This is a genomic window from Leucothrix mucor DSM 2157, from assembly GCF_000419525.1.
Lineage (GTDB): Bacteria > Pseudomonadota > Gammaproteobacteria > Thiotrichales > Thiotrichaceae > Leucothrix > Leucothrix mucor.
Genome location: NZ_ATTE01000001.1, coordinates 3,972,588 through 3,997,707, shown reverse-complemented (window position 1 = coordinate 3,997,707; position 25,120 = coordinate 3,972,588). Strand labels below are relative to the sequence as shown.

At 48.0% G+C, this 25,120-nt stretch carries 23 protein-coding genes; 11 read left to right on the top strand and 12 right to left on the bottom strand.

Annotation, left to right across the window (positions count from 1 at the left end; translation table 11 throughout):
* Positions 1 to 9 precede the first annotated feature (9 nt).
* Positions 10 to 2,484, top strand: coding sequence for an EAL domain-containing protein (locus LEUMU_RS0118195; protein ID WP_169446457.1), 2,475 nt, complete (start codon positions 10 to 12; stop codon positions 2,482 to 2,484).
* Positions 2,485 to 2,542: 58 nt separating this feature from the next.
* Here the strand turns inward: LEUMU_RS0118195 and betI are convergent, their stop codons facing one another.
* Complete coding sequence (betI, locus tag LEUMU_RS0118190; protein WP_022953732.1) at positions 2,543 to 3,139, bottom strand: transcriptional regulator BetI; 597 nt, start codon at positions 3,137 to 3,139, stop codon at positions 2,543 to 2,545.
* A 156-nt stretch (positions 3,140 to 3,295) separates the two neighbouring features.
* Between betI and LEUMU_RS0118185 the strand changes: the two genes are divergently transcribed.
* From LEUMU_RS0118185 to LEUMU_RS26740, 6 genes are all read left to right on the top strand, one after another.
* Positions 3,296 to 4,243, top strand: a complete 948-nt coding sequence (locus tag LEUMU_RS0118185) for a choline ABC transporter substrate-binding protein (RefSeq protein WP_022953731.1) — start codon at positions 3,296 to 3,298, stop codon at positions 4,241 to 4,243.
* Between the two features lie 84 nt (positions 4,244 to 4,327).
* Complete coding sequence (gene choW / locus LEUMU_RS0118180) at positions 4,328 to 5,173, top strand: choline ABC transporter permease subunit (protein WP_022953730.1); 846 nt, start codon at positions 4,328 to 4,330, stop codon at positions 5,171 to 5,173.
* Positions 5,173 to 6,390, top strand: a complete 1,218-nt coding sequence (gene choV, locus LEUMU_RS0118175; RefSeq protein ID WP_022953729.1) for a choline ABC transporter ATP-binding protein — start codon at positions 5,173 to 5,175, stop codon at positions 6,388 to 6,390. Before choW ends, choV begins: the two co-directional genes overlap by 1 nt.
* Before the next feature lie 210 nt (positions 6,391 to 6,600).
* Positions 6,601 to 8,835: an NADP-dependent isocitrate dehydrogenase gene (locus LEUMU_RS0118170; RefSeq protein WP_022953728.1), complete on the top strand. Its 2,235-nt coding sequence runs from the start codon at positions 6,601 to 6,603 to the stop codon at positions 8,833 to 8,835.
* Positions 8,836 to 9,070: 235 nt separating this feature from the next.
* Positions 9,071 to 9,664, top strand: coding sequence for an RNA polymerase sigma factor (locus tag LEUMU_RS26745; RefSeq protein ID WP_022953727.1), 594 nt, complete (start codon positions 9,071 to 9,073; stop codon positions 9,662 to 9,664).
* Positions 9,651 to 10,124 carry a cupin domain-containing protein gene (locus LEUMU_RS26740; protein WP_022953726.1) on the top strand — a complete coding sequence of 158 codons (474 nt, stop codon included), beginning with the start codon at positions 9,651 to 9,653 and terminating at the stop codon, positions 10,122 to 10,124. Before LEUMU_RS26745 ends, LEUMU_RS26740 begins: the two co-directional genes overlap by 14 nt.
* Positions 10,125 to 10,213: 89 nt before the next feature.
* Here the strand turns inward: LEUMU_RS26740 and LEUMU_RS0118155 are convergent, their stop codons facing one another.
* Positions 10,214 to 10,474, bottom strand: coding sequence for a hypothetical protein (locus LEUMU_RS0118155; RefSeq protein WP_022953725.1), 261 nt, complete (start codon positions 10,472 to 10,474; stop codon positions 10,214 to 10,216).
* 15 nt (positions 10,475 to 10,489) lie between these two features.
* Positions 10,490 to 11,959 carry a DUF4331 domain-containing protein gene (locus tag LEUMU_RS0118150; protein WP_022953724.1) on the bottom strand — a complete coding sequence of 490 codons (1,470 nt, stop codon included), beginning with the start codon at positions 11,957 to 11,959 and terminating at the stop codon, positions 10,490 to 10,492.
* Between the two features lie 254 nt (positions 11,960 to 12,213).
* On the opposite strand from LEUMU_RS0118150, the gene LEUMU_RS0118145 reads away from it, so the two are divergent.
* Complete coding sequence (locus LEUMU_RS0118145; RefSeq protein ID WP_022953723.1) at positions 12,214 to 12,621, top strand: DUF6524 family protein; 408 nt, start codon at positions 12,214 to 12,216, stop codon at positions 12,619 to 12,621.
* 85 nt (positions 12,622 to 12,706) lie between these two features.
* Positions 12,707 to 13,564: a hypothetical protein gene (locus LEUMU_RS0118140; RefSeq protein ID WP_022953722.1), complete on the top strand. Its 858-nt coding sequence runs from the start codon at positions 12,707 to 12,709 to the stop codon at positions 13,562 to 13,564.
* An 82-nt stretch (positions 13,565 to 13,646) separates the two neighbouring features.
* Here LEUMU_RS0118140 and LEUMU_RS28255 read toward each other — a convergent pair whose 3' ends face one another.
* The 8 genes from LEUMU_RS28255 to LEUMU_RS0118100 form a co-directional block, all read right to left on the bottom strand.
* A complete protein-coding gene (locus LEUMU_RS28255) occupies positions 13,647 to 14,417 on the bottom strand; it encodes a DUF4087 domain-containing protein (RefSeq protein ID WP_022953721.1) in 771 nt (256 codons plus the stop codon).
* Between the two features lie 175 nt (positions 14,418 to 14,592).
* Positions 14,593 to 15,699 carry an amidoligase family protein gene (locus tag LEUMU_RS0118130; protein WP_022953720.1) on the bottom strand — a complete coding sequence of 369 codons (1,107 nt, stop codon included), beginning with the start codon at positions 15,697 to 15,699 and terminating at the stop codon, positions 14,593 to 14,595.
* A 6-nt stretch (positions 15,700 to 15,705) separates the two neighbouring features.
* On the bottom strand, positions 15,706 to 16,185 hold the full coding sequence (locus tag LEUMU_RS0118125) for a hypothetical protein (protein WP_022953719.1): 480 nt from the start codon (positions 16,183 to 16,185) through the stop codon (positions 15,706 to 15,708).
* 335 nt (positions 16,186 to 16,520) lie between these two features.
* Entirely contained in the window at positions 16,521 to 17,546 is a 1,026-nt protein-coding gene (locus LEUMU_RS0118120; RefSeq protein ID WP_022953718.1) for an ABC transporter ATP-binding protein, read from the bottom strand.
* Positions 17,543 to 18,580, bottom strand: coding sequence for an ABC transporter ATP-binding protein (locus LEUMU_RS0118115; RefSeq protein ID WP_022953717.1), 1,038 nt, complete (start codon positions 18,578 to 18,580; stop codon positions 17,543 to 17,545). The genes LEUMU_RS0118120 and LEUMU_RS0118115 overlap by 4 nt, the downstream gene beginning before the upstream one ends.
* Before the next feature lie 9 nt (positions 18,581 to 18,589).
* The gene (locus LEUMU_RS0118110; RefSeq protein ID WP_022953716.1) at positions 18,590 to 19,534 is read right to left on the bottom strand and encodes an ABC transporter permease; all 945 of its coding nucleotides are present in this window, start codon (positions 19,532 to 19,534) and stop codon (positions 18,590 to 18,592) included.
* Positions 19,535 to 19,562: 28 nt separating this feature from the next.
* A complete protein-coding gene (locus tag LEUMU_RS0118105; RefSeq protein WP_022953715.1) occupies positions 19,563 to 20,543 on the bottom strand; it encodes an ABC transporter permease subunit in 981 nt (326 codons plus the stop codon).
* Positions 20,544 to 20,622: 79 nt separating this feature from the next.
* Positions 20,623 to 22,212 carry a peptide ABC transporter substrate-binding protein gene (locus LEUMU_RS0118100; RefSeq protein ID WP_022953714.1) on the bottom strand — a complete coding sequence of 530 codons (1,590 nt, stop codon included), beginning with the start codon at positions 22,210 to 22,212 and terminating at the stop codon, positions 20,623 to 20,625.
* A gap of 95 nt (positions 22,213 to 22,307) precedes the next feature.
* Here LEUMU_RS0118100 and LEUMU_RS0118095 point away from each other — a divergent pair, with 95 nt between their 5' ends.
* Both LEUMU_RS0118095 and LEUMU_RS0118090 read left to right on the top strand, forming a co-directional pair.
* A complete protein-coding gene (locus LEUMU_RS0118095) occupies positions 22,308 to 23,690 on the top strand; it encodes a hypothetical protein (RefSeq protein ID WP_157474384.1) in 1,383 nt (460 codons plus the stop codon).
* Between the two features lie 108 nt (positions 23,691 to 23,798).
* Positions 23,799 to 24,278: a hypothetical protein gene (locus LEUMU_RS0118090; RefSeq protein ID WP_022953712.1), complete on the top strand. Its 480-nt coding sequence runs from the start codon at positions 23,799 to 23,801 to the stop codon at positions 24,276 to 24,278.
* Between the two features lie 11 nt (positions 24,279 to 24,289).
* On the opposite strand, the gene LEUMU_RS0118085 is transcribed toward LEUMU_RS0118090, so the two are convergent.
* Positions 24,290 to 25,003 carry an alpha/beta fold hydrolase gene (locus LEUMU_RS0118085; RefSeq protein WP_022953711.1) on the bottom strand — a complete coding sequence of 238 codons (714 nt, stop codon included), beginning with the start codon at positions 25,001 to 25,003 and terminating at the stop codon, positions 24,290 to 24,292.
* Between the last annotated feature and the right edge of the window lie 117 nt (positions 25,004 to 25,120).

Sequence of the window (25,120 nt, the reverse complement as noted above, 5' to 3'; positions counted from 1 at the left end):
ACGCTCCCAGTGAGCGCGAAAAATGTATGGCAAACGGTCAATCTGGATAACATTGTTAGTACCAGTTTGCTCGACGACAGCGTGTTTTATTACGATAGTAGCGACACTGCGGGTATCGATACGGTTATGAGCCTCTCTGAAAAAAATTGGGGACGCTTTAACCGTGAACAATTTCAATTAGGCTTTGTGAACTCACCACTGTGGGTTCGTACCCGGCTGCAAACCGTCGGTAGTGACGCATCCGACGTTGCGCTCGTTCTGCATAAATCCATGGATCGCATTACTCTGTATGTGCAGGATGAAGGCGGACACCGGCAAACATTTGCGCTCGGCAAAGGCACAATGCCAACGGATTATCACATCGAGGCCGAAGCAAACCTTAGCCATGTCACACTATCGCTGAAGCCAAACACCAAATATTTACTGTGGCTGCGCATCAACAGTAAAAACCCGATTGTGGGCAGCTTTACAATCGACAACCCGATTAATGTAGAACATAACGCCACCCAGAAAAATCAGTGGGTGTTGTCGTATGTGTTATTGATCGTTTTGATTTCTTTTTATAACTTCGTTATTTATCTATCAACACGACATAAAGCGTTTGCACTGCACATAGGCTATCTGCTCTCCGTTTTAGTGTATCTAATCAATGATTATGGCTACTTAAGCTTATGGCTCGATCTCTATAATGTTGAGATCTTGCAAAAAATAACTGCCACCTCCCTGCTAACTGCCTACTTATCTCTGTTGTCCTTTATCAGAATAATGAACAATGTGGATGCGCATACCGCAACCGTCAGGCGCTTACATGCTTTGATGTACTGGAGTGGTTATCTGCTACTGGCGGGCGTTTTGTTTATTCCTTATGAATACCTGATACGCCTGATTTCTATCCAGATTTGTATGGGCGTGGTAATCGGGCTGGTTCGGTTATTTCATCCAACCATGCGCCATGCGAAAAAGCTGTCTAACAACGACCCCAAGCTAATGATTTTACGGGTTGTGTTAGTTGTGTTTGTGCCAGCTGTGGTACTGCATCTAATCGCCAGATTAGGGCTTATCCCACTTAACTGGTTTGCTGACTTTGTACTCTTTTTCTCGGTCATTCTGGAAGTCATGCTGATTTCAGGCATCCTATTTCTCAATATTCGCAAAAGCAACACCGAGTACCAGCGTGAGAAGTTCTCCCATCACGTCAGCCATTTACCGAATGAACGGGCGCTGGAAAGACACTTTTTAAATAACAAAGACACTGAGCATCAAACACTGATAAAGATTTGGGTATCCGGACTGGATAAGCTGGAAATCACCTTTGGTCCGACGCTATACGCCCGCTTTATTGAAGACATTGCTACCGAGATGCGTCAAGTACTGGCAGGCAATCCAAATCTGGTGAGTGCTGACAATAATAACGAATACAGCGTCCCCTTATTTCACATCGATAAGAATACCTTTTGCCTACTGTGTCAGGCGCTGGATTATGACAGCCGTCGTGGGTTAGTCGCACAACTTAACCAAGCCACTGAAAGTATTCGCCACATCAATCAAAACAGCATTGACCTGGAAGTAATGACCGGTGCTCATGAGTTCTGCCCTGTTAGCACTGACTATCAAACGGTGATGCTTAGAACCAATCAGGCATTGTCTTACAGCATCAAAAATAACAAGACGTTCAAGTACTACAACCCACAAATCGGCTTTGATGAACGCCAACGCATTACGCTGTTAAACGACTTTCAAAAGTCACTGGAAGATGATGAGTTCTTCCTATTATGGCAGCCACAATACAATGCGGTGAACAATAAGCTCTCTGGCGCTGAAGTACTGACTCGTTGGCAGCATCATGAATATGGCTTAATTGGTCCGGATATCTTTATTCCCTTATTAGAGCGTTCGACCCGCATTTGTAGCTTGTCGCATTGGGTAATTGGTCAGGTCTTTAAAGACCTGCCTGCATTGCAGGAAAAGCATCCGGGTATTGAAGTATCGATCAACCTGTCATCCAGAGATTTAAATGACAACTCGCTAATTGAATACATGGATAGCAAGGTAGCGCAGGCACCTGAACTAGTGCCTTTCATCACGCTTGAAATCACCGAATCTATGATGATTAACGACTACTCTAAAGCGCTTAAAAACATCAAAAAGCTGCAAGAGCGTGGCTTTGATATTTCGATTGATGACTTTGGATCGGGCTTTGCTTCGCTGGCGTATTTGCAAAAGCTGCCTGCTAATGAGCTGAAAATTGATAAGTCTTATACCGACTGCTACGCAGAGCCTAAAACAGCGGCGATTGTGGAAAGTATTATTGGCTTGGCACAACGGCTAGATATGCGCATTGTGGTTGAAGGGGTTGAGCATTGGCAACAAGCTGAACTGTTTAAAGACCTCGGCGCTGAGCGTTTACAAGGTTGGCTGCTAGACAAGCCTATGTCCATTCATTCTTTGCTGGGACGACCTCAGATTTATCAGTCAGAGGTTTAAACTCTCTAGCACTAATAACACTAAGAGAGCCTGTTATTCAAACTCACTTAGTGACCTGTTAAGACTCTAGCGCTCGGCTGGCCATCAGCTGACTTTGGTAAAACGACCACACCACCTTAAAAGCATGCTCTGAATCAATTCCATCCTCTGCAAACGCGCCTCGTAGCCATAATCCATCGATTAGAGCCGCCAATCCTTCGGCCATAAATACCGCCTGCTCAGGGCATAACAAGTGTTTCAAGGAATACAATAAATTACTGTATAAGCGCTTGGTGTTTAACTTTTGTAAACGCGCCAAAGCAGGGACGTGCATCGCCTGCGCCCAGAACGCCAACCAAGTACAAACGGTTGCAGGGTCGGTTTGTAGCGGCGAAAAGTTAATCTCTATAATCGTGCGAATTCTGTCTTCATGCGTTTGGCAATCCCGCAAACGAAGGATGCCAGCCTGCTGATGGCGAAGCAGCACTTCCCGCATCGTCGCCTCTAGCATGTGGTCTTTGCCGCCGAAATAGTGATTAATAATACCACTGGAAACGCCGGCTTCCTGACTCACTTTCTTCACCGTCGTGCCTAATAGACCCTCCCGATAGATACACTGAATCGTGGCATTGATTAGCTGTTTGCGCCTGATGGGCTGCATCCCGACTTTTGGCATTGGTGCCTGTCCTGTTAAATGGTGTCATTTTTATTTTAATTGAATGATCATATAAAATAAAATAAACTGAACGCCATGTTGCAAAGTTTTTCAAAAAAATTAATCATCTACGCAACCTGTTAACGCAGATCCAGTTTTTTATACGAGGAAACAAGTATGCTCAGATTACAAAAAACGACCGCTATTGCCAGTTTAGCTCTTCTCTTATCCGGCACCGGTGCATTCGCCGCCGACAATGAGTCCTGCAAAAGTGTTCGCTTTTCTGATGTTGGCTGGACCGATATTACCGCAACCACCGCTACCGCTTCCGTTCTCTTAAATGCAATCGGCTATGAGCCAGAAACCAAAGTACTGTCTGTACCGGTTACTTATGTGAGCATGAAGAATAAAGACATTGATGTGTTTTTAGGTAACTGGATGCCCACTATGGAAGCGGATATTAAGCCGTACCGTGAAGATGAGTCGGTTGATACACTGGTTAAAAATCTGGAAGGCGCTAAGTACACACTAGCCACTAACAAATACGGCGCAGAGCTAGGCATCAAAAACTTCGCAGACATTGCAAAGCACGCTGATGCACTGGATGACAAAATTTACGGTATCGAGCCAGGCAACGATGGTAACCGCCTGATTCAGGACATGATTGACGCGGGCACTTTCGAGTTGAAAGACTTCAATGTTGTTGAGTCAAGCGAGCAAGGCATGTTGGCACAAGTTGCCCGTGCAACCCGTAAGAAAGACCCAGTCATCTTCTTAGGTTGGGAACCACACCCAATGAACGCCAACTTCGAACTGACTTACCTTGAAGGCGGTGATGATATCTTCGGCCCAAATCTGGGTGGTGCAGAGATTTACACCAACGTGCGTGGCGGCTATGCCGATGAGTGCCCGAATGTTGGGAAGTTTTTATCTAACCTGACCTTCACACTGGCCATGGAAAACGAAATCATGGGCGGCATCATCAATGATGGCGAAGAAGCGGAAAAAGTGGCAGAAGCTTGGATTAAGAAGAATCCTGAAATGTTAGATGCTTGGTTTAAAGATGTCACTACCTTCTCTGGTGAGCCGGCATTGGCAGCAGCTAAGGCCTCATTTGACCTTTAATATCGTGTAACAACAACGTCTCTCAGCCAGCCCTATACAACTGCTATTCGGCTGGCTTTTTTAATTATATAACAGGAACTTAGAATGGACTGGCTAACCGATCATAAGCTACCGCTGGGCAAATGGATCAAATCCGGCGTCGAGTGGCTACTAGACAATGCAACCTGGCTATTTGATGCCTTTGCAGAGAGCATGGAATTTCTTATCGAAAGCTTTGTCTCTGGCATGTTGTGGTTTCATCCACTCGTTATGATCGCTATCTTTTCTGGCATTGCCTTTGCACTACACCGAAGCTGGAAGCTGGTCGCCTTAATTGTGATTAGCTTATTGCTGGTCATCAATCTGGGCTATTGGGAAGAAACGCTGCAAACCCTTGGGCTGGTTCTATTTGCCACGCTTGTTAGTGTGGTGGTTGGCGTACCATTGGGTATTGCGGCTGCGCATCGACCTTGGCTCTACAGCATCCTGCGTCCGATTCTGGATTTAATGCAAACCATCCCGACCTTTGTTTACCTGATTCCAACCATGATTATGTTTGGTTTGGGGGTTGTTCCTGGTCTGATTTCTACTGTGATTTTCGCAATTCCTGCGCCGATTCGTCTGACGTATCTCGGCGTTTCTGGCACCCCTAAAGCCCTTAAAGAGGCCGCGTCCTCATTTGGCGCAACCTCTAGCCAGTTGCTGTGGAAGGTCGAGCTGCCCTACGCGCTGCCCACCATTATGGCTGGCGTCACTCAGTGCATTATGTTGTCACTTTCAATGGTGGTTATCGCCGCTATGGTTGGCGCTCCGGGGCTAGGTATTCCGGTACTGCGCGCGCTAAATACTGTAAACATTGCTCAAGGCTTTGAAGCAGGCTTGGCGATCGTGGTTATCGCTATTTTGCTGGACCGAATTTGCAAACAAAAAGATCCGACGGAGACTAAATAATGGCCGCTGTTACCTTTAAAAATGTTGATATCATGTTTGGTGAGTCTCCAAACAAGGCGCTTGAGCTCTTGGATCAGGGCTTCAACCGTCAGGAAATTCAGGAAAAAACCGGCAATGTATTAGGTGCTGCCGATGCCTCACTTGAAATTGAAGAAGGTGAGATTTGTGTATTGATGGGCTTATCCGGCTCCGGTAAGTCGACATTGTTGCGTGCGGTTAACGGCTTAAACAAAGTCAGCCGTGGCGACATTCTGGTTGAAAACGAAGGCCAGCAAATCAATGTCGCGACCTGCGATGCACAAACCTTGCGTCAGCTGCGCACCAGCAAAGTGGCGATGGTATTCCAGCAGTTTGCGTTATTGCCTTGGCGTACCGTTCGTCAAAATGTCGGCCTAGGTTTAGAGCTAAAAGGCATGCGCAAGGCTGAGCGCGAAGCCATGGTGGACGATAAATTGAAGCTGGTTGGCTTGAGTGATTGGGCGGATAAATACGCTCACGAGCTGTCCGGCGGTATGCAGCAACGAGTAGGCTTGGCACGCGCCTTTGCTACCGATGCCGATATCTTGCTGATGGATGAGCCATTCTCCGCGCTTGATCCTTTGATTCGTGACAAGCTGCAGGATGAGCTATTAGACCTGCAGCGCGATCTGAAAAAGACCATCATTTTCGTGAGCCATGACCTTGATGAAGCCATGAAAATTGGGACTCACATCGCGATTATGGAAGGTGGCCGCATCGTTCAATATGGCGAGCCGGAAGATATCGTCTTAAACCCTGCGAATGACTACGTCGCCGAATTTGTCGCTCACATGAATCCAATTAATGTGCTGCGTGCGGCCTCATTAATGCTGCCGGTTAAAGAAATGAATCGTGATGGCGAGGACTACGTACTGGATTGGTCCGGTCAAAACTGCCTGAAAATTGATGAGCAAGGGGCCATCGCCAGCGCCTCCATTTGCGAGCGCCCAGCCAGCTTGCTGAAGTACGAAGAAGGCATGGATTTGAGCAACTTTCAGGACAAAAATCCCGACACCATGTTGTACGCCAAACCAGACATTCTGATGCGCACCGCAATCAACATTCGCTACCGAACAGGGCTTCCAGTGCCACTAGTGAGCAAAGGAAAGCTGGTTGGCGTGATTGGTGGCAATGAAATCTTCCATGGTTTGCTGCGCATCCAAGACACGGCAGAATCCGCAGAAATAACAGATAGTTAGCCAAAAAATAACTATCGCTGTGATTAATAGTATCCTTTAGAAATCCGCCTATGCAGCCTCCAAAAGTGAATTATTCTTTTTTGCATAGGCGTTTCTGGATATAATGCCTGTTGCAATCTCATCATCCAGGCTAATAGTACGCTTCGAGGGCTGATGCCTTACGATGGATTAACCTGGACGTCATACATGAAGTTATCGCCAGGGAAATACATGAGTACCAAACAACCAAAAATTATCTACACCCTTACTGACGAAGCACCGCTACTTGCGACTCACTCCTTGCTTCCGATTATCAGAACATTCACTTCTGCTGCTGATATTGATGTTGTTACCAGTGACATTTCCGTTGCTGCCCGTGTTTTAGGTGAATTTTCAGACTATCTGACTGACGCACAACAAGTGCCGGATAATCTGGCAGAACTTGGCGCACTGACTCAAGAGCCTGATACCAACATCATTAAGCTGCCAAACATCAGTGCCTCAATCAACCAATTGATTTCTGCGGTAAAAGAGCTGCAGAGCAAAGGTTACAATATTCCGGACTTCCCGGAAGACCCACAAAGCGATGAAGAAAGAAGCATCGCCAAGCGTTTCTCTAAAATTCTGGGTAGTGCTGTAAACCCGGTATTGCGTGAAGGTAACTCTGACCGTCGTGCACCACCAGCGGTTAAGCGTTATGCGCAAAAGAACCCGCACTCCATGACTAAATGGAGCCCGGCTTCACGCACTCACGTCGCCCACATGAAAAAAGGCGACTTCTACTCCAGTGAAAAGTGCATGACCATGGATCGCGACTGCGATGTGAAAATGGATCTGGTCACTAACGATGGCAAGACTATCGTACTGAAAGAAAAGACAAGCCTGCTGGAAGGCGAAATCATCGATAGCATGTACATGAGCTGTAGTGCGCTGCGTGATTTCTTTGAATCTGAAATGGAAGATGCCAAAGAAACCGGCGTAATGCTGTCTCTGCACGTAAAAGCGACCATGATGAAGGTGTCTCACCCGATCGTATTTGGCCACGCGGTTACTGTGTTCTACAAAGATTTGTTCCAGAAATACGGCGAGCTGTTCAAGAAGCTGGGCGTAAACCCAAACAACGGTATCAGCAGCGTTTACGAGAAAATCAAAGAACTGCCTAGCTCATTCCGCGAAGAAATCGAGCGCGATATCCACGCTTGCTACGCTGAGCGTCCTGAGTTGGCAATGGTTGACTCTGCAAAAGGTATCTCTAACCTGCACGCGCCAAACGACGTAATCGTTGATGCGTCTATGCCTGCGATGATTCGCAGCGGTGGCCAGATGTGGGGCCCGGATGGTAAGACTAAGGATACTAAGGCACTGATGCCTGAAAGTACTTATGCGCGTATCTACCAGGAAATCATTAACTTCTGTAAGACTAACGGTGCATTCGACCCTGCGACTATGGGTACGGTACCAAACGTTGGTCTGATGGCGCAGAAAGCGGAAGAATACGGTTCTCACGATAAGACTTTCGAAGTTCCTGCGGCTGGTACTGCTCGCATCGTTCGCGATGACGGCACAGTACTGCTGGAGCAAAAAGTTGAAAAAGGCGATATCTGGAGAATGTGCCAGACTAAAGATGCACCAGTACGTGACTGGGTGAAGCTGGCGGTTAGCCGTGCAAAGCAAACTGGCGTTCCAACAATCTTCTGGTTGGATGAGTACCGTCCACACGATGCTGAGCTGATCAAGAAAGTTCGTGTTTACCTGAAAGACCATGACTTGGCTGGCTGCGATATTCAGATCATGTCACCACTGCGTTCTATGCGTTTCTCTCTGGAGCGTATTATCCGCGGTAAAGACACGATTTCTGTAACGGGTAACATCCTGCGCGACTACCTGACTGACTTGTTCCCAATCATGGAGCTGGGCACCAGCGCCAAGATGCTGTCTATCGTTCCATTGATGGCTGGTGGCGGTCTGTTTGAGACAGGCGCGGGTGGTTCAGCACCGAAGCACGTAAAGCAATTGGTTGAAGAAAACCACCTGCGTTGGGATTCACTGGGTGAGTTCCTGGCGATTGCCGTATCACTGGAAGATGTCAGCCTTAAAACGGGCAGCAAAGCGGCTAAGATTCTGGCCACTACACTGGATGAAGCGACAGGTAAATTGTTGGATAACAACAAGTCACCTTCACGTCGTACGGGTGAGCTGGATAACCGTGGTAGTCACTTCTACCTGGCAATGTACTGGGCAGAAGCACTGGCTGCACAGACTGAAGATGCTGCTCTGGCAGCTAAGTTCTCATCACTGGCTAAGACATTGGCTGAGAACGAAGCGAAAATCTTGTCTGAGCTGGAAGCGGTTCAAGGTAAGCCAGTTGATATCGGTGGTTACTACATGCCAGACCCTGCTAAAACAACTGCCGCAATGTGCCCTAGCGCCACATTAAACGCAGCGTTACAAGCAGCGAAGTCTTAAGTAACACGCACGTCGTTTAAAAAAGCCCGGCTGCAGTCAATGCGCCGGGCTTTTTCATGCCGGATCACTACTAAAACTATAACGATCAGCGGTAAATCCAGAACACCCCTAAGTTGCGTACTACTTATGAACGCGAAAGAACTTTAGGCCTTCCTGGCCTGCGGTATTGTTGTGTCCGATCGGGACTAATGTCACTATGTTAAACTAATAGAGAATTAATAACCGGAGTGCATAAATGCCCGAAGATCAGGATGGGTTGTACTTATTGCTGGAACGCATTCAGCAGGAAGATCAACAGGCGCTTGGCGAGCTTTATGATGCTACCGTCAACCGTTTGTTTGGTTTTGTGCTGAAACTAACGACTAATAAACAGCTTGCTGAAGAAATCGTCAGCGATGTTTATTTACAGGTATGGCGTACAGCAACGAGTTTTGAAGCAGAGCGGGCAAATCCGATCGGCTGGCTACTAATGATGGCCAGAAGTCGCGCCATTGACGCGCTTCGTCGTGAGACATCCCGCACTAAAAATCAGGAGCCTATTCCGGAGCATTTCGATGCGCCTGACCTGGAGTCACCTGAGCCCTTCATGACCACCTTAGGTGTAGAGCGCGGCTCTATGCTTGAAGAATCCCTGCAATTGCTCAATGAGCAGCAGCGGCAAATGATTGGTCTGGCCTTTTATCGCGACATGAGCCACAGAGAAATTGCTGAATACACCGGCGAACCTTTGGGTACTGTAAAAACCACGTTACGCCGATCGCAAGCCATCTTGCGGGGTGCGATGACAAAATCCAACTTAATTAAGGGGGATTATTATGAACAAGCCTAAATTAGCGTTTGCCAACGTTTTGGATGAAGATATTCTGCAGCTGCTTTCAGAAAAGCAGGAAACGGTAGAACTACCCGCAGGGCTGAAAGCCAAAATGCGCGGCAACCTTATGGAAAAAGTTGCACAAGAGCAAGCAGGGGTTGGCCCCGGCTTTATTACTGTGCGCGCCAGTGAAGACGGCTGGATGGAAGCCTTACCCGGTGGATTTATTAAAATCCTTAAGGAAGCAGATGAGCATGGTTCGTTAACGTATCTGGCTCGCCTAAACCCTGGCTTTGAAATGCCAAGCCATGTGCACGCCTTTGGTGAGGAATGCATTATGTTGGAAGGTGAGCTATGGATGGGTGATCTGCACCTGGAAAAAGGTGACTACCATTATGCCGATGCGGGCATGAAACACGGTAAGCACTGGACACCGACTGGCGCATTGATCTATCTGAAAGGACCACTGCCGATCTAATCGGTTTGTGTTTTTAGCAGGCAAACGAAAGGGGCATTAAATGCCCCTTTTGTGTATCCGGCTTTTACACCGGATATTGTTGGTACGAATTACTGACGATTAATCACACTCTTTAGTGTATCCCCATCATCCACCGCAACCGGCTCTGAATTTGGGCCACCAAACAGTGTATTGATATCGCTTTGTAGCTTCTGCGGATCATAGATTGCATCCGGTTCATCATTGGCTGCTTTCGCTGCAAAACCACTGCTTAGCTGATTGGCAGAGGATGAACTACTGCCGTTATTACAAGCGGTTAGCGTAATCGCAAACAGTGCACTAAGCAGAATGACTCCATTTAAATTCTTCATGACAGACTCCTTCGCTTAGTTAGTTGAACCAGCCAACGGCGTAGTTAAGTAAGGGAATGCATTATCAAACTGGGCCGCATTTTGTGTTACACCGTCGGTATAAGGCAGATCACCGCTTTTGGCATCATCTGGATCACATAAGCCTAGCTCAAGATGACATAACAAGCCCATTGCAACACGCAACTCAGCATCAACCACATCATCACCAGGGCGACGACCATTCGGGAAGCCAGCGACATCACCTGCAGCCACACCCAAGTTCTTCTGAGCACCTTTTGCAGTTACAGCCAGCTTTGTATTTAACCGAACCATTTCAGCGGCAGAACCATTTTTATTCACGCCATCTAAACCCGTTAAGAAAGCAGCGACCAAATCAGGACGACCTTCAGCAGTTGGTGGGGTTACACCAAACAATACATTCAGCAACACTGGCAAGCTTGGGCTGGTCACGTAGTCAATAAACTGGCCATCATCCTTTGGCTCACTGGCGTTAAACAGATTTTTATCTGGTAAGCCGATGACAATCTCATTCACCAAAGGCATCCCTAAGCGTGAAACCTGTGTCCATGCACCACCGGAGACTTGTGCAACCAGATTTCTAGGTGTTGGATCTAACACCCGAACCTGTGGCAAGCTAGCCGTAATCCAAGTACCAATAATGCCGTTCTCATTATTATTAGTCAGACACTTCACTGGAACTTCAAGTGCGAAAGTCGTGATGTTTTTATCGGCTAGATTATCCGTTTCCCCATCGGTACTGCCTAATGGGTCGGTATTCACTAAGTCGAAGATTTCACCCAGATTCACTGCGAATGAGTCTTTACGTTGACCAACAAATACGCGTCCATCCTGGGAGCCAGTCGGGCAGCCTGTTAGCGTGACATCGTGAATAAAGCTGTTGGCATACTCTTCATACGGCTGCGTACCGAATGTTTTCTCACCAACGTTGTCATAAGGTTTGGCGAAGCTGGTTGCACCGGTCGTTGCGTTCTTAGCGATTTTAGCGGTTCCGGTACGGCGATCACCAGAGACCATGGTAAGGCCGAATGACTCTTTAAAGTTTAGACTGGAGTTGTCATCACTAGTTACAGGGCCAATGTTCTTTAATGGCACTGCGATGTCTTTGCCATCAATTGGTAAGGTAATACCGTTTCCGCCATTACCTAGGGCATTGTTAATACGGAATTGGAAGGTTAAATCTTCCTGACCGTCACCCGTGTTATCAACGTGCATTTCGTACAGCGCATCGGGTGATAAGCTGAAATAGTTCGGTCCACCGTAAGCATCTTGAAGAGGGTTGTAGTTGGCAATTAAAGTAACATAGCCTGCCCGACCTGGCTCATAGCTGCGGAACGCATAAAAGTCAGTGGCATCGACTTTAGGGTTCTCAGTAATGAATGGCGCTTCGCGGTGACTGGATGCGTGGGTCGCAGTTGATACGGCTAATGCCAGCGCTGCAACCGTTAGTGTGTGATGTACTTTCATAGATAACTCCTCAACAATCGAATTTGATCGTGCTTACAAAGCTCAGATGAACTTGTTGTAAGGAGTTACGGCATTGTTTCTCAAAGTGGATTGGATTGTTTTTAAATTGTAGTGTGCGAAAAAACTGTCATTACGTCGCATTTTGTTTCTTTGACAGCTACAAGTACTTATAATGTATGGGAATAATGATCGACAAAAATGTCGCCATCCGCCAATAAATTTATATTATTTTAATAATCGGAGACCTGATATTCATGGCTATTTTCGGAAAGCTGTTCACAATCATCGCCTTATTGTCACTGGTGGCGTTTGCCAACCCGACGGGTTACAGCTACATCCACTATGCACTCAATTATGATTGGGCAGTCAACACAGAGAGTGGCTTTATGGCGCTGCTGGGTGGCGTGCTTCTGTGCATTATTTTGTTCTTCTTTTGGTCATCGTGGCGCACCACAGAATTCGTCGGCAAGTTTATTTTCGTTATCGTGCTGGCTCTGGCAACCTTTATTGCCTACACCATGCAGGTCTTTAGCGGTCAGAATTCGACGGCTTGGTTTGTGATTGCGGTGCTGTACTTGTTCTTTTTCTGGGGCATGTTTTATCCACGCCTTAAGTACTCTATGTTTAAGACTCGTACCGTTGATGACGCGGATACGGAATAAATTGCCTAAACCATTTCAAAACGGCATATCAGGCATTCTCATAGGATAACGATACCAACACCGACCACAGGAGGATTAAAGCGCTATGAATAAAAACGTTAAACTATTCATCACTTTAGTTCTCTGTGTCGGGGTTGTGCTGTCAGTCTTATTCGATGAAGTACTGCTCAATATCTTGCTGCTGGGCATGTTACTGGCCAAGAAATTCATCTTCAAACTAATCCTGATCGCTAAGAAGTTCTTCTTTAAAGATGGCATTATTTCGCTGGCCACCGTCGCTTGGAAGCATGTGTTTGTCAGCTCCTCACTAGCGCTTAGCAAGCGTGCCATTATCAATACGGTCAGCGGCTTTTTTAACGACCGGATTGCTAAACCCCTGATCCACCCCATCAGTCGCTATCTGAAAATACGCTGGTCGATATTCAAAGCCTCTAACCTTTGGCAGAAAACCTATACCGTTATTTTTGGCTCAATCCCTGCCTCTGTCTTGCTCTGGTTTTTCGGGGTTCTGGAAGCCGTTACGCTGCTACTAAAAAGCTTTTCGCTGGCTAAATTTCTGACGCTGATCTTGAAACTGATGACGATGATGTTTGTCTTCTTCCATAATATTTGGCGCTCATGGATACAGCCTTATCTCGACTTTATTTTAATCACCATTCTGCTGACTTATATTGAGAAGATTCCATTGTTAGGCAGAGGAATCCGGCGACTGCGCATTACGATTCGCTGGAAGTGGCGCAGGATAAAAGCCAAAAAAGAGCGCATTCTGAACCAGCATATCGACGCAAATATTAATAAAGTAGGCGAGAAAATCCACCAGCACGTGAATTCACAAAAAGAGAAAATGTCCTCTAAAATGCATGATCTGTCGGAAAAGGTAGAGGATATGGTCGAAAAAGTGGAAGAGGCCGTGACTCCGGAAAAGGATAAGGGCCCAGACTAGCAAGGGATGGGATCAAGCTACAAACGACTTGGCATACGAATATACCAAGCCAGTTTTTCTATGGATTTAATCGAAGATAGCGTTACCAGCCACCCACTCTGATTACAATACTGCTTTGTATCGACTGATTGTCTTTAAACATGCGCTTGATCGCGTTTTGCTTAGCAATAGCAGCCTGCTTAGTTGGAAATGGCCCAACTCGAACACGATAAATCGGCCTTCCTTTGTACTCACCGGGTTGCACCAAGATTGGAAACGTATTTTGGTTAAGTACCCGTTGCAGCCGATTGGCTTTATTCACATCGTAACTAGAGAAAATCTGAATCATATGAGGCTGTTGCTCAACGGGAACCGCCACCGGTTGTGCAACGACTGGAGCTGGAGCAGCGGCCACAGGTGCTGCAGTATTGACTGTAACCGCAGGTGCACTCGCGGCTGCAGTGGCCACAGGAGGTTGGTTTAGCACGACCTTTTTAGGCGTCAGGTCACGATTCTCAAGGCAGGTTTTCAACAGCTCCTGCTTACCCTTGGTGTCGACACTGATAATACGCTTCAGATTTTGATCGGTGGTTACGCTCAGGCAGCCACAAGAGTAGCCGTAGTAGCCATTGGTTTTTACGTATTCATCATCATTCACTTCTGGCAGCTTGTCGATCGAATCAGCACCGACCGAATAGCCATCCTGAGAGGTAATCGTCCAATTACCATCTTTATCATTGAGCCAAAAATTATCCGCCGTGGGGTTTTCCAGCCAGCCGCAGCGATACTCTGACGCCATTACTGTCATGCTTAGCGATGAGATAAAGAGTGTTGCAACCAGCGGTGTCGTCCAGCGTTTGGCGTTTACAGGCATTGTCCATTGCTCCCAAAATATTTAGATTAGATCGTCTTATAGCCACCAGATCTCTGCAGTAAACAAGCAACAGATCAGAAAATACTCTGCCAATATATAAATATTTAGGATAATTAATCAACAACTTAAAACAAATCGGGACTTTATATCTGGTATAAGCCGCAATCACTTCCACTCAAGCCAAGCGATTAAGCCAGCAATCACGCAATGAGGCATTCATTGGAACGGTCTCAAGCAAGCCAGATAACGCGGATGGCACCTCCGCTCGAACCGGTCCGGCCTCAATCGCCCAATTCAAAATCGCTTCGAATAAGCCAGCGGCTTCTAAAATAGGCTCTGCTTCCAGCCACACCGGAAAAATACGCACTTCAAACGTATGCTTATCTGGCGTTCCCTCAATCATATTCTTGATATTAAAGTCACAGAATTTAGTGAGCTTTACCGCACTCAATTGAGCTTGGACTTGCTCCCACGTTAAATCAATAAAATCATCTTGTTTCACGACATCGTACAAAGCATCAGGCCAGTCACCGAGGCGTGTGCAGTTGGCATTCGCACCAACTAAACGACGCAAACCAGCCCCATGCACTTGTAGCACATTGATCAGATTAGCCAACACCGATGCCGAGCACAGGGCTTCGGCATCAAAATGAATATGGGTTGCGCCTTCAACGGGTACGTAGAACTCCAGCTTATTGGCGACAGATAGAAGACCTTCCAGTCGTTGGTGGTGATGGTCTTCAATAGGCACCGTAATCAGCTCACAGGGGCGTTCCCGCTCACCGGGTAATGGTGCTGCAATGGCTATCGACATGCCGGTATCATCGCTTAGGCGCACCATACCATCGGGATTTATCGCAAGCTCGGAGCCAAATAGCTCTGCCAGCGGCTCCAGCACCTGCGTACAAGTCTCAGAGGCATCGGCTTGCCGCATAATTAAGCGAATCATGCGACTATCATCGCTCACAATCCGATACCAATCAGGTCGTGGTAATCGTTGTCGTACCAAGTCCTTTTGCAAGGTCAGGTCATCCACACAATTGGCCACTAATTGCCCTTGCGCATCCAACACTTTAAAGCCCAAAGTCAGGTTTTCAAACACTGGCGCACCGGCCACCTGACTCGGTTCTGATTGCGGATGAAAAAATCGCTGCACGTGGCCACCGCATTGATCAGCCAACGCCTGAGCCAGATCTAAACGGCTGCGACCCAGCGGCGCTAACAACTCAACCTCAATGCCAATTTTCCATGCCAGCTGTACTGGCTCCGCGACCTTACTCAAGCAGGTTTAACCGCCACGACGAGCACGACTTAAGGCTTCAATCACCAACTTATTATCACCATCCTGCAACATTGTGCCGATTTTCAGCTTGGCGTCCCAAGGGGTTGCCTTGCCCCAGTAGTTGGCTAATTGCTTGGCATCGTCATAGCTGTAATCGGGGTTATTTCCATCATCCCAAGTACAGCGCACATTATGCTCCACGGCATAGTTGCGGGCTGAGCGCAGATAGTCCTCAATCACCGTGTATTCATTATTGAGGGCCTTATTGCCGGCCCGTACTTTGGCATCCCACGGCGAATTTCCCCAATAAGCCGACAATAGCTTGGCATCACAATAGGTGTAATTTTCAGAATTATAAAACGCCTGTACAGGATTGGCAGGGACAACCAGCGCAGAAGCTGCTGTGTTTAAAAATAGGGCTGCGAATGCCAGCGCCAACGGCGTTTTAGTCAGCTTAATGGAGTGGTTAAAGGTAAAGCTATTCATAGGACTATCCTCACAAAGATCAATAGGATGGATCGTTTGAGTCCTTTGATTTATTCACCCAGCGATGTAGCAGCATCAATAAAACCTGCCTGAGCCATACCAATAATTGTTATTGATAAACGCAGCAAGCAATAGCACCAATTAGCAGAGTGACAAACCAGACTTTTTATTATTAATGAGTATAGTTCACCCTAAAAAAACCACCGATTTTTCTGGGGTTGGATGACGCAGGCTTTGTTTATTTGAAAACCCAAAGCCTGCGGTCGATCTTAATTGATTATTTAATTGCCAGCCTCACCCGTTCGCTAATAGTGTGGTCGGTCTTAGCTGCTCAGTTAAGCGCCAACTTCATCAATTCGCTGATAGTAATGACAGGCGACTTGATGCGCTTCGAGCTCGTCAGTTTGTGCCTGAATCTCCTGCAAGGCCGGTGCATCACGCTTGCATTGCTCATCTGCCAGCGGGCAACGCGTTGAAAACACACAGCCCGGTGGTGGATTAAGTGGCGAGGGAATATCACCCGTCAATTCAATCATTTTATTCGCACGGTATTTACGTGGATCGGCAATTGGCACCGCTGAAATCAAGGCTTTACTGTACGGGTGTTGCGGGGCATAGATCAGGTCATCCGCATCTGCCACTTCCATCACTTTCCCTAAATACAGCACCAAAATACGGTCTGAAATATGGTGCACTACACTCATATTGTGCGAGATAAAAATCAGGCTTAAGCCCATTTCATCGCGCAAGGCCTTGAGCAGATTGATAATCTGCGCCTGAATTGATACATCCAGCGCCGAGACCGCTTCATCACAGACAATCAGCTTAGGGCGTAGAATAATCGCCCGCGCAATGCCAATACGCTGTGCTTGTCCACCGGAGAACTCATGCGGATAACGATTAATCATCTCCGGCAGTAAGCCCACTTTCTTCATCACGGCGTGCACTTGCTCATGCACTTCCTGCTTGCTCAGCTCCGGCTGATGGGTAATCAATGGCTCAGCAATAATCTGGCCAACCGTCATGCGTGGGTCCAAGCTAGCAACGGGGTCCTGAAAAATCACCTGCAGATTTTGCCGGACTTTTTGCAGCTTACTGGATGACATGGTGTACAGATCTTCACCCATCCAAACGGCACGACCATCCGTGGGTTTTAGCAGGTTTAATACCGCCATACCCATAGTCGACTTACCGCAGCCAGACTCACCAACCACCCCTAATACTTCACCCTCACGCACATTAAATGAGATGCCATCAATCGCTTTGACATAGCGGCGCTTGCCCCATAAGCCTTGATTCACAATGGTTGGAAACCAGACTTTGAGGTTTTCGACTTCAAGAATAACCGGTGCACGGCTCATACGGAGTCTCCTTGCGTGGCAGTATTATCAAATAATGGCGCATAGCAGGCCCGCTGATGCCCTGAATCAACCGCAGAGAGCGCAGGTGGCGTTACGGTGCACTGACCCATAACATGAGCACAGCGTGGCGCAAAAGCGCAACCTTCCGGTAAATGCTGCAGATTGGGAGGTTGCCCATCAATGGTTGCCAACAAGCCATGATTGCCCTTGTCACCACGTACACCAATAATTGGCGTGGAGTGCAGTAAACCGCGCGTGTAGGGGTGTTGCGGCTGGTAGAAAATATTATCGACTGGCGCAATTTCCGCTAAGCGGCCGCCATACATGACCTGTACCCGATCACATACACCGGCTACCACGCCCAAGTCATGGGTAATCAGTACGATCGCGGTATTAAAGTCACGTTTCAGATCACTCAACAAGTGTAAAACCTGCGCTTGTACCGTGACATCCAAAGCCGTAGTTGGCTCATCGGCAATCAGCAAGGCTGGCTCACAGAGTAGAGCCATGGCAATCATCACCCGCTGACGCATACCACCGGATAGCTCATGCGGGTATTGATTTAACCGCGCTTTAGCTTCCGGAATGCGCACCCGCTCCAACAGCTCCAACGCTCGCTGTTCGGCACTTTTCTTATCCATTCCCTGATGAAATGTCAGCACTTCGATCATTTGCGTACGGATTTTTAAATACGGGTTAAGCGAGGTCATCGGGTCCTGAAAAATCATCGACATACTGGAACCACGCAAGCGGTTCAGATTATCGATACTCATGCCCACTAGTTCATGTGATTCGCCTTTGGTATGCAAGATCGCCGAGCCAGTAGCTTCACCGTTTTGGGCCAGTAAGCCCATAATCGCCAGAAAGGTTTGCGACTTTCCGGAGCCCGACTCACCCACCACACCCACCGTTTCACCGGCGGCCACATCGAAACTCATATTACTGACCGCACTCACCGGACCATCATTGGTCTGGAAGGTGACTGTCAGATCTCTCACCGATAGCACCGGCTGGTTTTGTTTTATCTCAGACATAATCACCCCTTAGCGGTCTTTAGGATCGAGAGCATCCCGCAAGCCATCACCAATAAAGTTAAGGCTAAACAGAATGATGGCCAGAATCACTGCCGGGAATAGCAAAGTATGCGGCGCATCTTCAAGACGCTTGGCCCCTTCACTGATTAATACGCCTAAGCTGGTATTGGGCTCCTGTACGCCTAATCCCAAGAAGCTCAAAAAGCTCTCCACCAGAATAACCTGCGGCACCACCAGCGTGACGTACACGATCACCGGCCCTAACAGATTCGGGATAATATGACGCCGGATAATATTAAAACTGGAAACACCAGACGCACGGGCGGCAATCACGAATTCGCGACTTTTAAGCGACAGCGTTTGGCCACGTACAATCCGCGCCATGGTCAGCCACTCCACCGCACCAATGGCAGCAAACATCAGAATAAAATTCCGTCCGAATAGCACCATCAGCAAAATCACGATAAACATAAACGGCAGCGCATAAATGATATCCACGATGCGCATCATCACCTGATCGGTACGGCCACCGAAATAGCCAGCGGTTGCGCCATACGCCACACCGATAACTAAGGCCACCATCGACGCGGTTAAACCCACGGCTAGAGAGACCAGCACGCCAATCATGCAGCGATAAAACAGATCCCGATCATTTACGCCAGTTCCAAACCAGAGTGAGTTAGCAAAGTCTGGCCTGCGCGGAAAGTTGGTGTCATTAAACGCCGCAAACTGATCACTGAACATCGCTTCATTATTTAAAATGATGTCATGTGGCCACGGGGTTAATAATGGCGCTAAAAAGGCCACCACAATAATAATGAACAGTGCTACTACGCTGGCCATTGCCAGCTTGTTTCGGCTAAAGCGTTTGCCTGCATCAGCCCATAACGATCGCCCTTTGGGTAAAGCCTCCGCAACCGGAGTTCCCACTGGCGTTGTGTGTGTCGTACTCATAAAACGTCCTTGGTTTGACTACCGTTGCCTAATCGTGGGAAGCGCGTACACGCGGGTCGAGCACACCGTAGAGCACGTCGACGATCAGATTGGCGATAATAATAATCGCGCCAAAGAAGATCACCACGCCCATCACCATGGTGTAGTCACGGTTTAGTGCGCCGTTAACAAAGTGCGTTCCAATGCCCGGTATACGGAAGATTTTCTCCACCACCACCGAACCAGTGGTAATCGCCGCCACCGCAGGCCCAAGGTAGGAAACCACCGGTAATATCGCCGCTTTGAGTGCATGACGCGTCAATGTAATCCGCTCTGGCATCCCTTTAGCGCGAGCCGTACGCACGTAGTTGGAGCGCAAAACTTCGATCATACTGCCGCGGGTTTGGCGGGCAATATAAGCGATTTGCGGCAAGGCCAATACGAATACGGGCAATATGGCTTGTGTCCAGGAATCGCCCCAGCCGGTAATAGGGAATAGCTGCACCGCCGTCATCGACATAATGCCAATCACCATCAATTGCAGCAGCGGCCCGACTACGAAGTTAGGCACCGTAATGCCCGTCATTGAGAACCCCATCACGGTGTAATCAATCCAGGTATTTTGCCGCAAGGCCGCGAGCGAGCCTGCGGTGACTCCCACCACCAGCGCAATGGCAATCGCCATCAAGCCCAATTTGAGTGAAACCGGAAAGCCGGACATGATGAAATAGGTGACCGTACGGTCTTTGTATTGATAAGACGGGCCAAAATCCAGTTCGATGCTGGGTAGCAGATCGCCTTCTTTACGTTGCAGCGAGACTAAGCCGCCAACGTAGCGTAAATATTGCTCCCAAACCGGTTTATCGAGGCCATATTTAGCATCGAGGTTGGCACGGATAACAGGAGGAAGTGGTTTTTCAGTGTCAAATGGGCTGCCGGGTGCGGCATGAACCAGAAAAAATGACAGGGTAATCACAGCAAACAAAGTAGGAATCGCTATTAAAATGCGACTCAAAAAATAACGTAACATAATCAACGCCTTTGTCCGAAATAGCGCGAACGCGCAGGGAATACCGGGTAACGATTACCCGGTATTCTTAAGAGAGTACTTATTCTTCGATGGTGACGTACTTATCTCGGGTGTGATCCATCACGTTACCCGACAGGCCTTTAACCTTAGGGTTGATCAGGTGAGTGGTCACATAGGTGTAGATTGGGATAACAGAGTGAGAATCCAGCAGATCACGCTCCGCTTTTTGCAGCAGCGCCTTACGCTTGTCTGCATCCGCTTCCTGACCGGCATCTTTCAGCGCCTGATCAAATGTCGTGCTGTCGTAGCCGGTATCATTCAAACCAGATTTTGACTGCCATAGCTCAAGGAAGGTATTGGCATCGTTATAATCGCCAATCCAGCCTGCACGGAAGATCTGTGTGACCTGCTTCGCTTTACGGCTTTCCAGATACACTTTCCACTCTTCATTCACCAGATTCACTTTCAACCCAGGGAACACACGCTGCCACGTTCCGGCAACCGCTAAGGCAATACGTTTGTGGTTGTCACTGGTGTTATAACGCAGCTCAACTTCCAAAGGCTTATCTTTGCCATAGCCTGCTTTTTCATACAGTTTAACAGCCTCAGCGGCACGCTCTTTGTAGTCCATGTCTTTAAAATCAAGATACACAGGCTCATAGCCATCAACACCAGCAGGTACAAAGCTGTAGGCAGGGAGTTCACCAGCATTGGTTACGCGAGACGTGATTAGCTCACGGTTCAGCGCCATATCAAAAGCACGACGCAAGTCAGCATTATCAAATGGTGGCTTGGTGGTGTTTAAACCGTAGTAGTAGGTTCCAAGGTAAGGCTTGATATTCAGCTGATCAGAATATTTTTCACGAATGAAGGCAATCTGATCTTTTGGAATTTCGTAGGTGTAATCCAACTCACCGGCCTGAAACGCTTTTAGCTCAGCAGACTGATCTTCAGTTGGGAAGAACACGACTTTATCCAACTTAACCGCATCTGCATCCCAGTAGTTATCACTTTTAACCAGTGTAATACTGCCTTGTGGTACCCAAGCTTCCATTTTGAATGGGCCGTTGCTCACAATATTTTCAGGTAACGTCCACTTATCGCCAAACTTCTCGATGGTCGCTTTTGGAGTTGGCAATGCTACAGAATGCGTTAGCAGTTGCAGGAAGTAAGGCGTTGGGCCAGCCAGTTTGATTTCCAGTGTATGGTCATCAACCGCAGTCACACCCAGCTCTTCCGGCTTCATTTTGCCCTCGGCAATGGCTTCTGCATTTAGGATAGAAAACAGCAGGAAGGAATAAGCAGAGCCGGTTGCCGGATCAACACCACGGCGATAAGCGTAGACAAAGTCTCCCGCAGTGACAGGCTCGCCATTGGTCCACTTGGCGTTATCCCTGAGCTTGAAGGTATAGCTTAAACCATCTTCGGCAAGCGCCCAGCTTTCTGCAACGCCAGGTACCACTTTGGCATCCGGGTCTTCAGAGACCAAACCTTCAAACAAATCCCGCTGAATGTGACTGGCTGGAACGCCTTCACTAATCTGAGGGTCTAAGGATTGAGGTTCTGCACCATTACCGCGGTTTAACACCATTTCGGCAGAAGCAACCTGAGCGATCAGGCAAAAGCTTAGTGCAGAAAATAACGGTAGCGCGTGTTTCCATAAGGACATATTAAACTCCGTTTCTTTAAAAAACCCGATACGAACGGGCAAGTTAGCGACAATTACAACTGGACATCAACCGGTGTGCGGCGCATCGTTTAGTTATGATGAAACTCTTGCTATTACTTAAACGACGTTGTCATCCATTACTGTTTTGCGCCTTAGCAGGCTGTAGTTATTTGCCCGACAAAACAGGGGGAGGAGGCATTGCGAAGCAACCGGAATGTTTAGCCGCAATGCTGGCTTTGGATCATTTGGCTGTTAGTCAATCGGGGACTCTGCAAGGCAACCGCATTAGCGGTATGCCATGGCTGCGGAGCAACCGTTTATCTGAAGCCGAACTTGATAGTAAATCAAACCCAGACGATTTGCATGCCTTGTTGACCAATCAGTCAACTTTTGCTCAAAGTGCATTATTGCTCGAATTATCCAATGTCGACAAGCAGTCTGTTAAAGACTGGCGAAAACGTTATAAGGTGGAGCAAACGACTCCTGAATTCATTCGTGATTGCGCCGCTCAGGCCGTCCGAAAACAATTGGAAACCCCAGCCAAGACCCGCCACTTGCTTCAACAGTTACCACGCGACAATGACTACTCAACGGTCGCACGAATTGCGGGACTGTATCCTTTAGCCACTCTTCCATTTCGCCGTGGCGTGGTTAAAGAGCAAGCAGAAATAAAACGTCAATGGGGCAACATTCAGGGGCAACGTTGGTACGCCTATCAGCCCGATACCGCTACGACAAAGCAACAGGATTTACTCAGCCGCCACGCACCAATCTGGCTAATCAACAGCACTAGCACTGCCAATCTTCCGGGCAAACCTTACTGGCAAGCCAACCAGCTAAACGTGGACACTCAGCAAGCAACCACCTTTGCCTTTGTCTCTAAGGGCCTTTGGCAAAACAAGCCGCTCACCCAGCTCAATTATGTGCTCTGGTTTAGCCAAAGGCCCTACCTGAAACGGTTTGACTGGGTTGCTGGCAAACATGATGCGCTAGTGTTTCGGGTTAATCTGAATCAGCAAGGTCAAGTCTTGGCTTATGACAGCATTCATTTATGCGGCTGCTGGTATCGGCTATTTTTGCCTAACACCGCCAAGTTCCGCGCAAACCATCGCTACTGGCAAGAGCCTGTGCTGGCAGAGCGTGTTGAAACAGCTGAGCGAATGGCGATTTATGTTACGAAAGATACCCATCAAATCCGATACCTTGAGCCTGCTAAGGCGTATGCTGATACTACAGGCTATGCACTGGAACCTTTCGATGACTTATTAATGCTGCCTACTGCGAATGGCTCACGGGCGGTATTTAATCAACGGGGCTATGTGGCGGGTTCTGAGCGCCCTGAGCGTTGGCTATTCTGGCCGATGGGGGTCAGAAATCCGGGCGCACTGCGCCGATTCGGAGATCATGCAATTAGTTTTGTCGGACGGCGTTATTTTGATGAGCCGAGACTGCTGGAGCGCCTCGGGCTCAGCGAATAGCCCATTAATATCTGTAAGGAGCGTGTAAAGTTTGAGCTGTTATTGGTTGGTTCCGCGCATTACATGGCAGAAGCGCAGTATTTAATATTATGAAATGGAGTATTCACAATGAACAAAAGTATCTTGGTTAAGAGCATCGCAGCAGTTGGTTTATTATTCACTCTGCAAGCCACTGCAACAGCAGACACAATTTCAATTACGGCGACTGAAGTGTCTCCGACAGCGACATCGCGCATTGCGCCACCGGCAACCACTGCGCCAGCACGTGCATTAACAACTCAGCAGTATATTGATAACGAGCAGGCGAATCAGGGCCAGCTAATTGCTAATGGCATTGCTAACGGCTCGTTAACCACTGATGAAGTGAAGAAGCTACGTGCTGAGCAAGCGATGATCATTACGCTGGAAACGCGTTTCCGCCCTAATGGTTACAGCAACTACGAAACAGTGACAATGAAAGACAAGCTTAGCACCGCTCGTAAAAACATTATCACCATGCTGAACAATAACGTTCGCAATCCAAACGCCCGGGCCGAGCGCAAGGAACGTGACGAGCGCAGCGTCCGGGATGACCGTATAGTTCGTTAATCACTAACGATTTACGACTGACTAAGTAATGCCTTAAGCGCCTGAGTAACCTGCTCGGGCGCTTCCATGGGTGACATGTGCCCACAGTTTTCCAACACCTCTAATTGCGCATTCGCGACTTGATCTGCCATCGCCACATGTTGTGCCGGTGACGACCAATGATCTTCCACACCCGTTAAAAACAAACTCGGCACTTGAATGCTTTGCAGTACATCGCTGGCATCCGGACGCGTGAGTAAAGCTTGTATCTGAGCTTCAAAAATACTAGGGGTGCTATGCGCAATCATGTCGACAACGGATTCAAACATGGGTGTATTTAAGTGATCAGGATGTACCATGGGGGTTGCCCAGGCTCTGGCCATGGCTTTCATACCTTCGGACCGTGCTTGTTCTAGCAAGGCCTCGCGCCCTTCACGTTCTTGTTCTCCCGCTTCGCCCTTAGCAACTGCCTGAGCGCCGGTATTGAGTAAAGCCAAATGACTGACTCGCATAGGTGACTGCCGGTACACTTCTAACGCGACCCGACCACCCATCGAATGGCCAATAATCGCCAATGGGCCTTCAGGGGCTTGCTCCAATACACAGCGAGCCATCGAAGCCAGACTACTGGCCAAATCATAATTGACCAGACGCATTGCATAGTCGCCAGCAAAAGCAGTGATTTGCTCCTGCCACACATCGCGATCACACATCAGCCCTGGTAGGAACATCAAGGTTGGTTTCATTATTAGTTATTTCCTTTAACGTTACTGATCTAAATGTAATCAGCCTTTGAGCATAGCAGATTTTTTTCACAGAAAAGCAAATAGACTTTATTGAAGTGCATAAACTGGTAGTCCTGT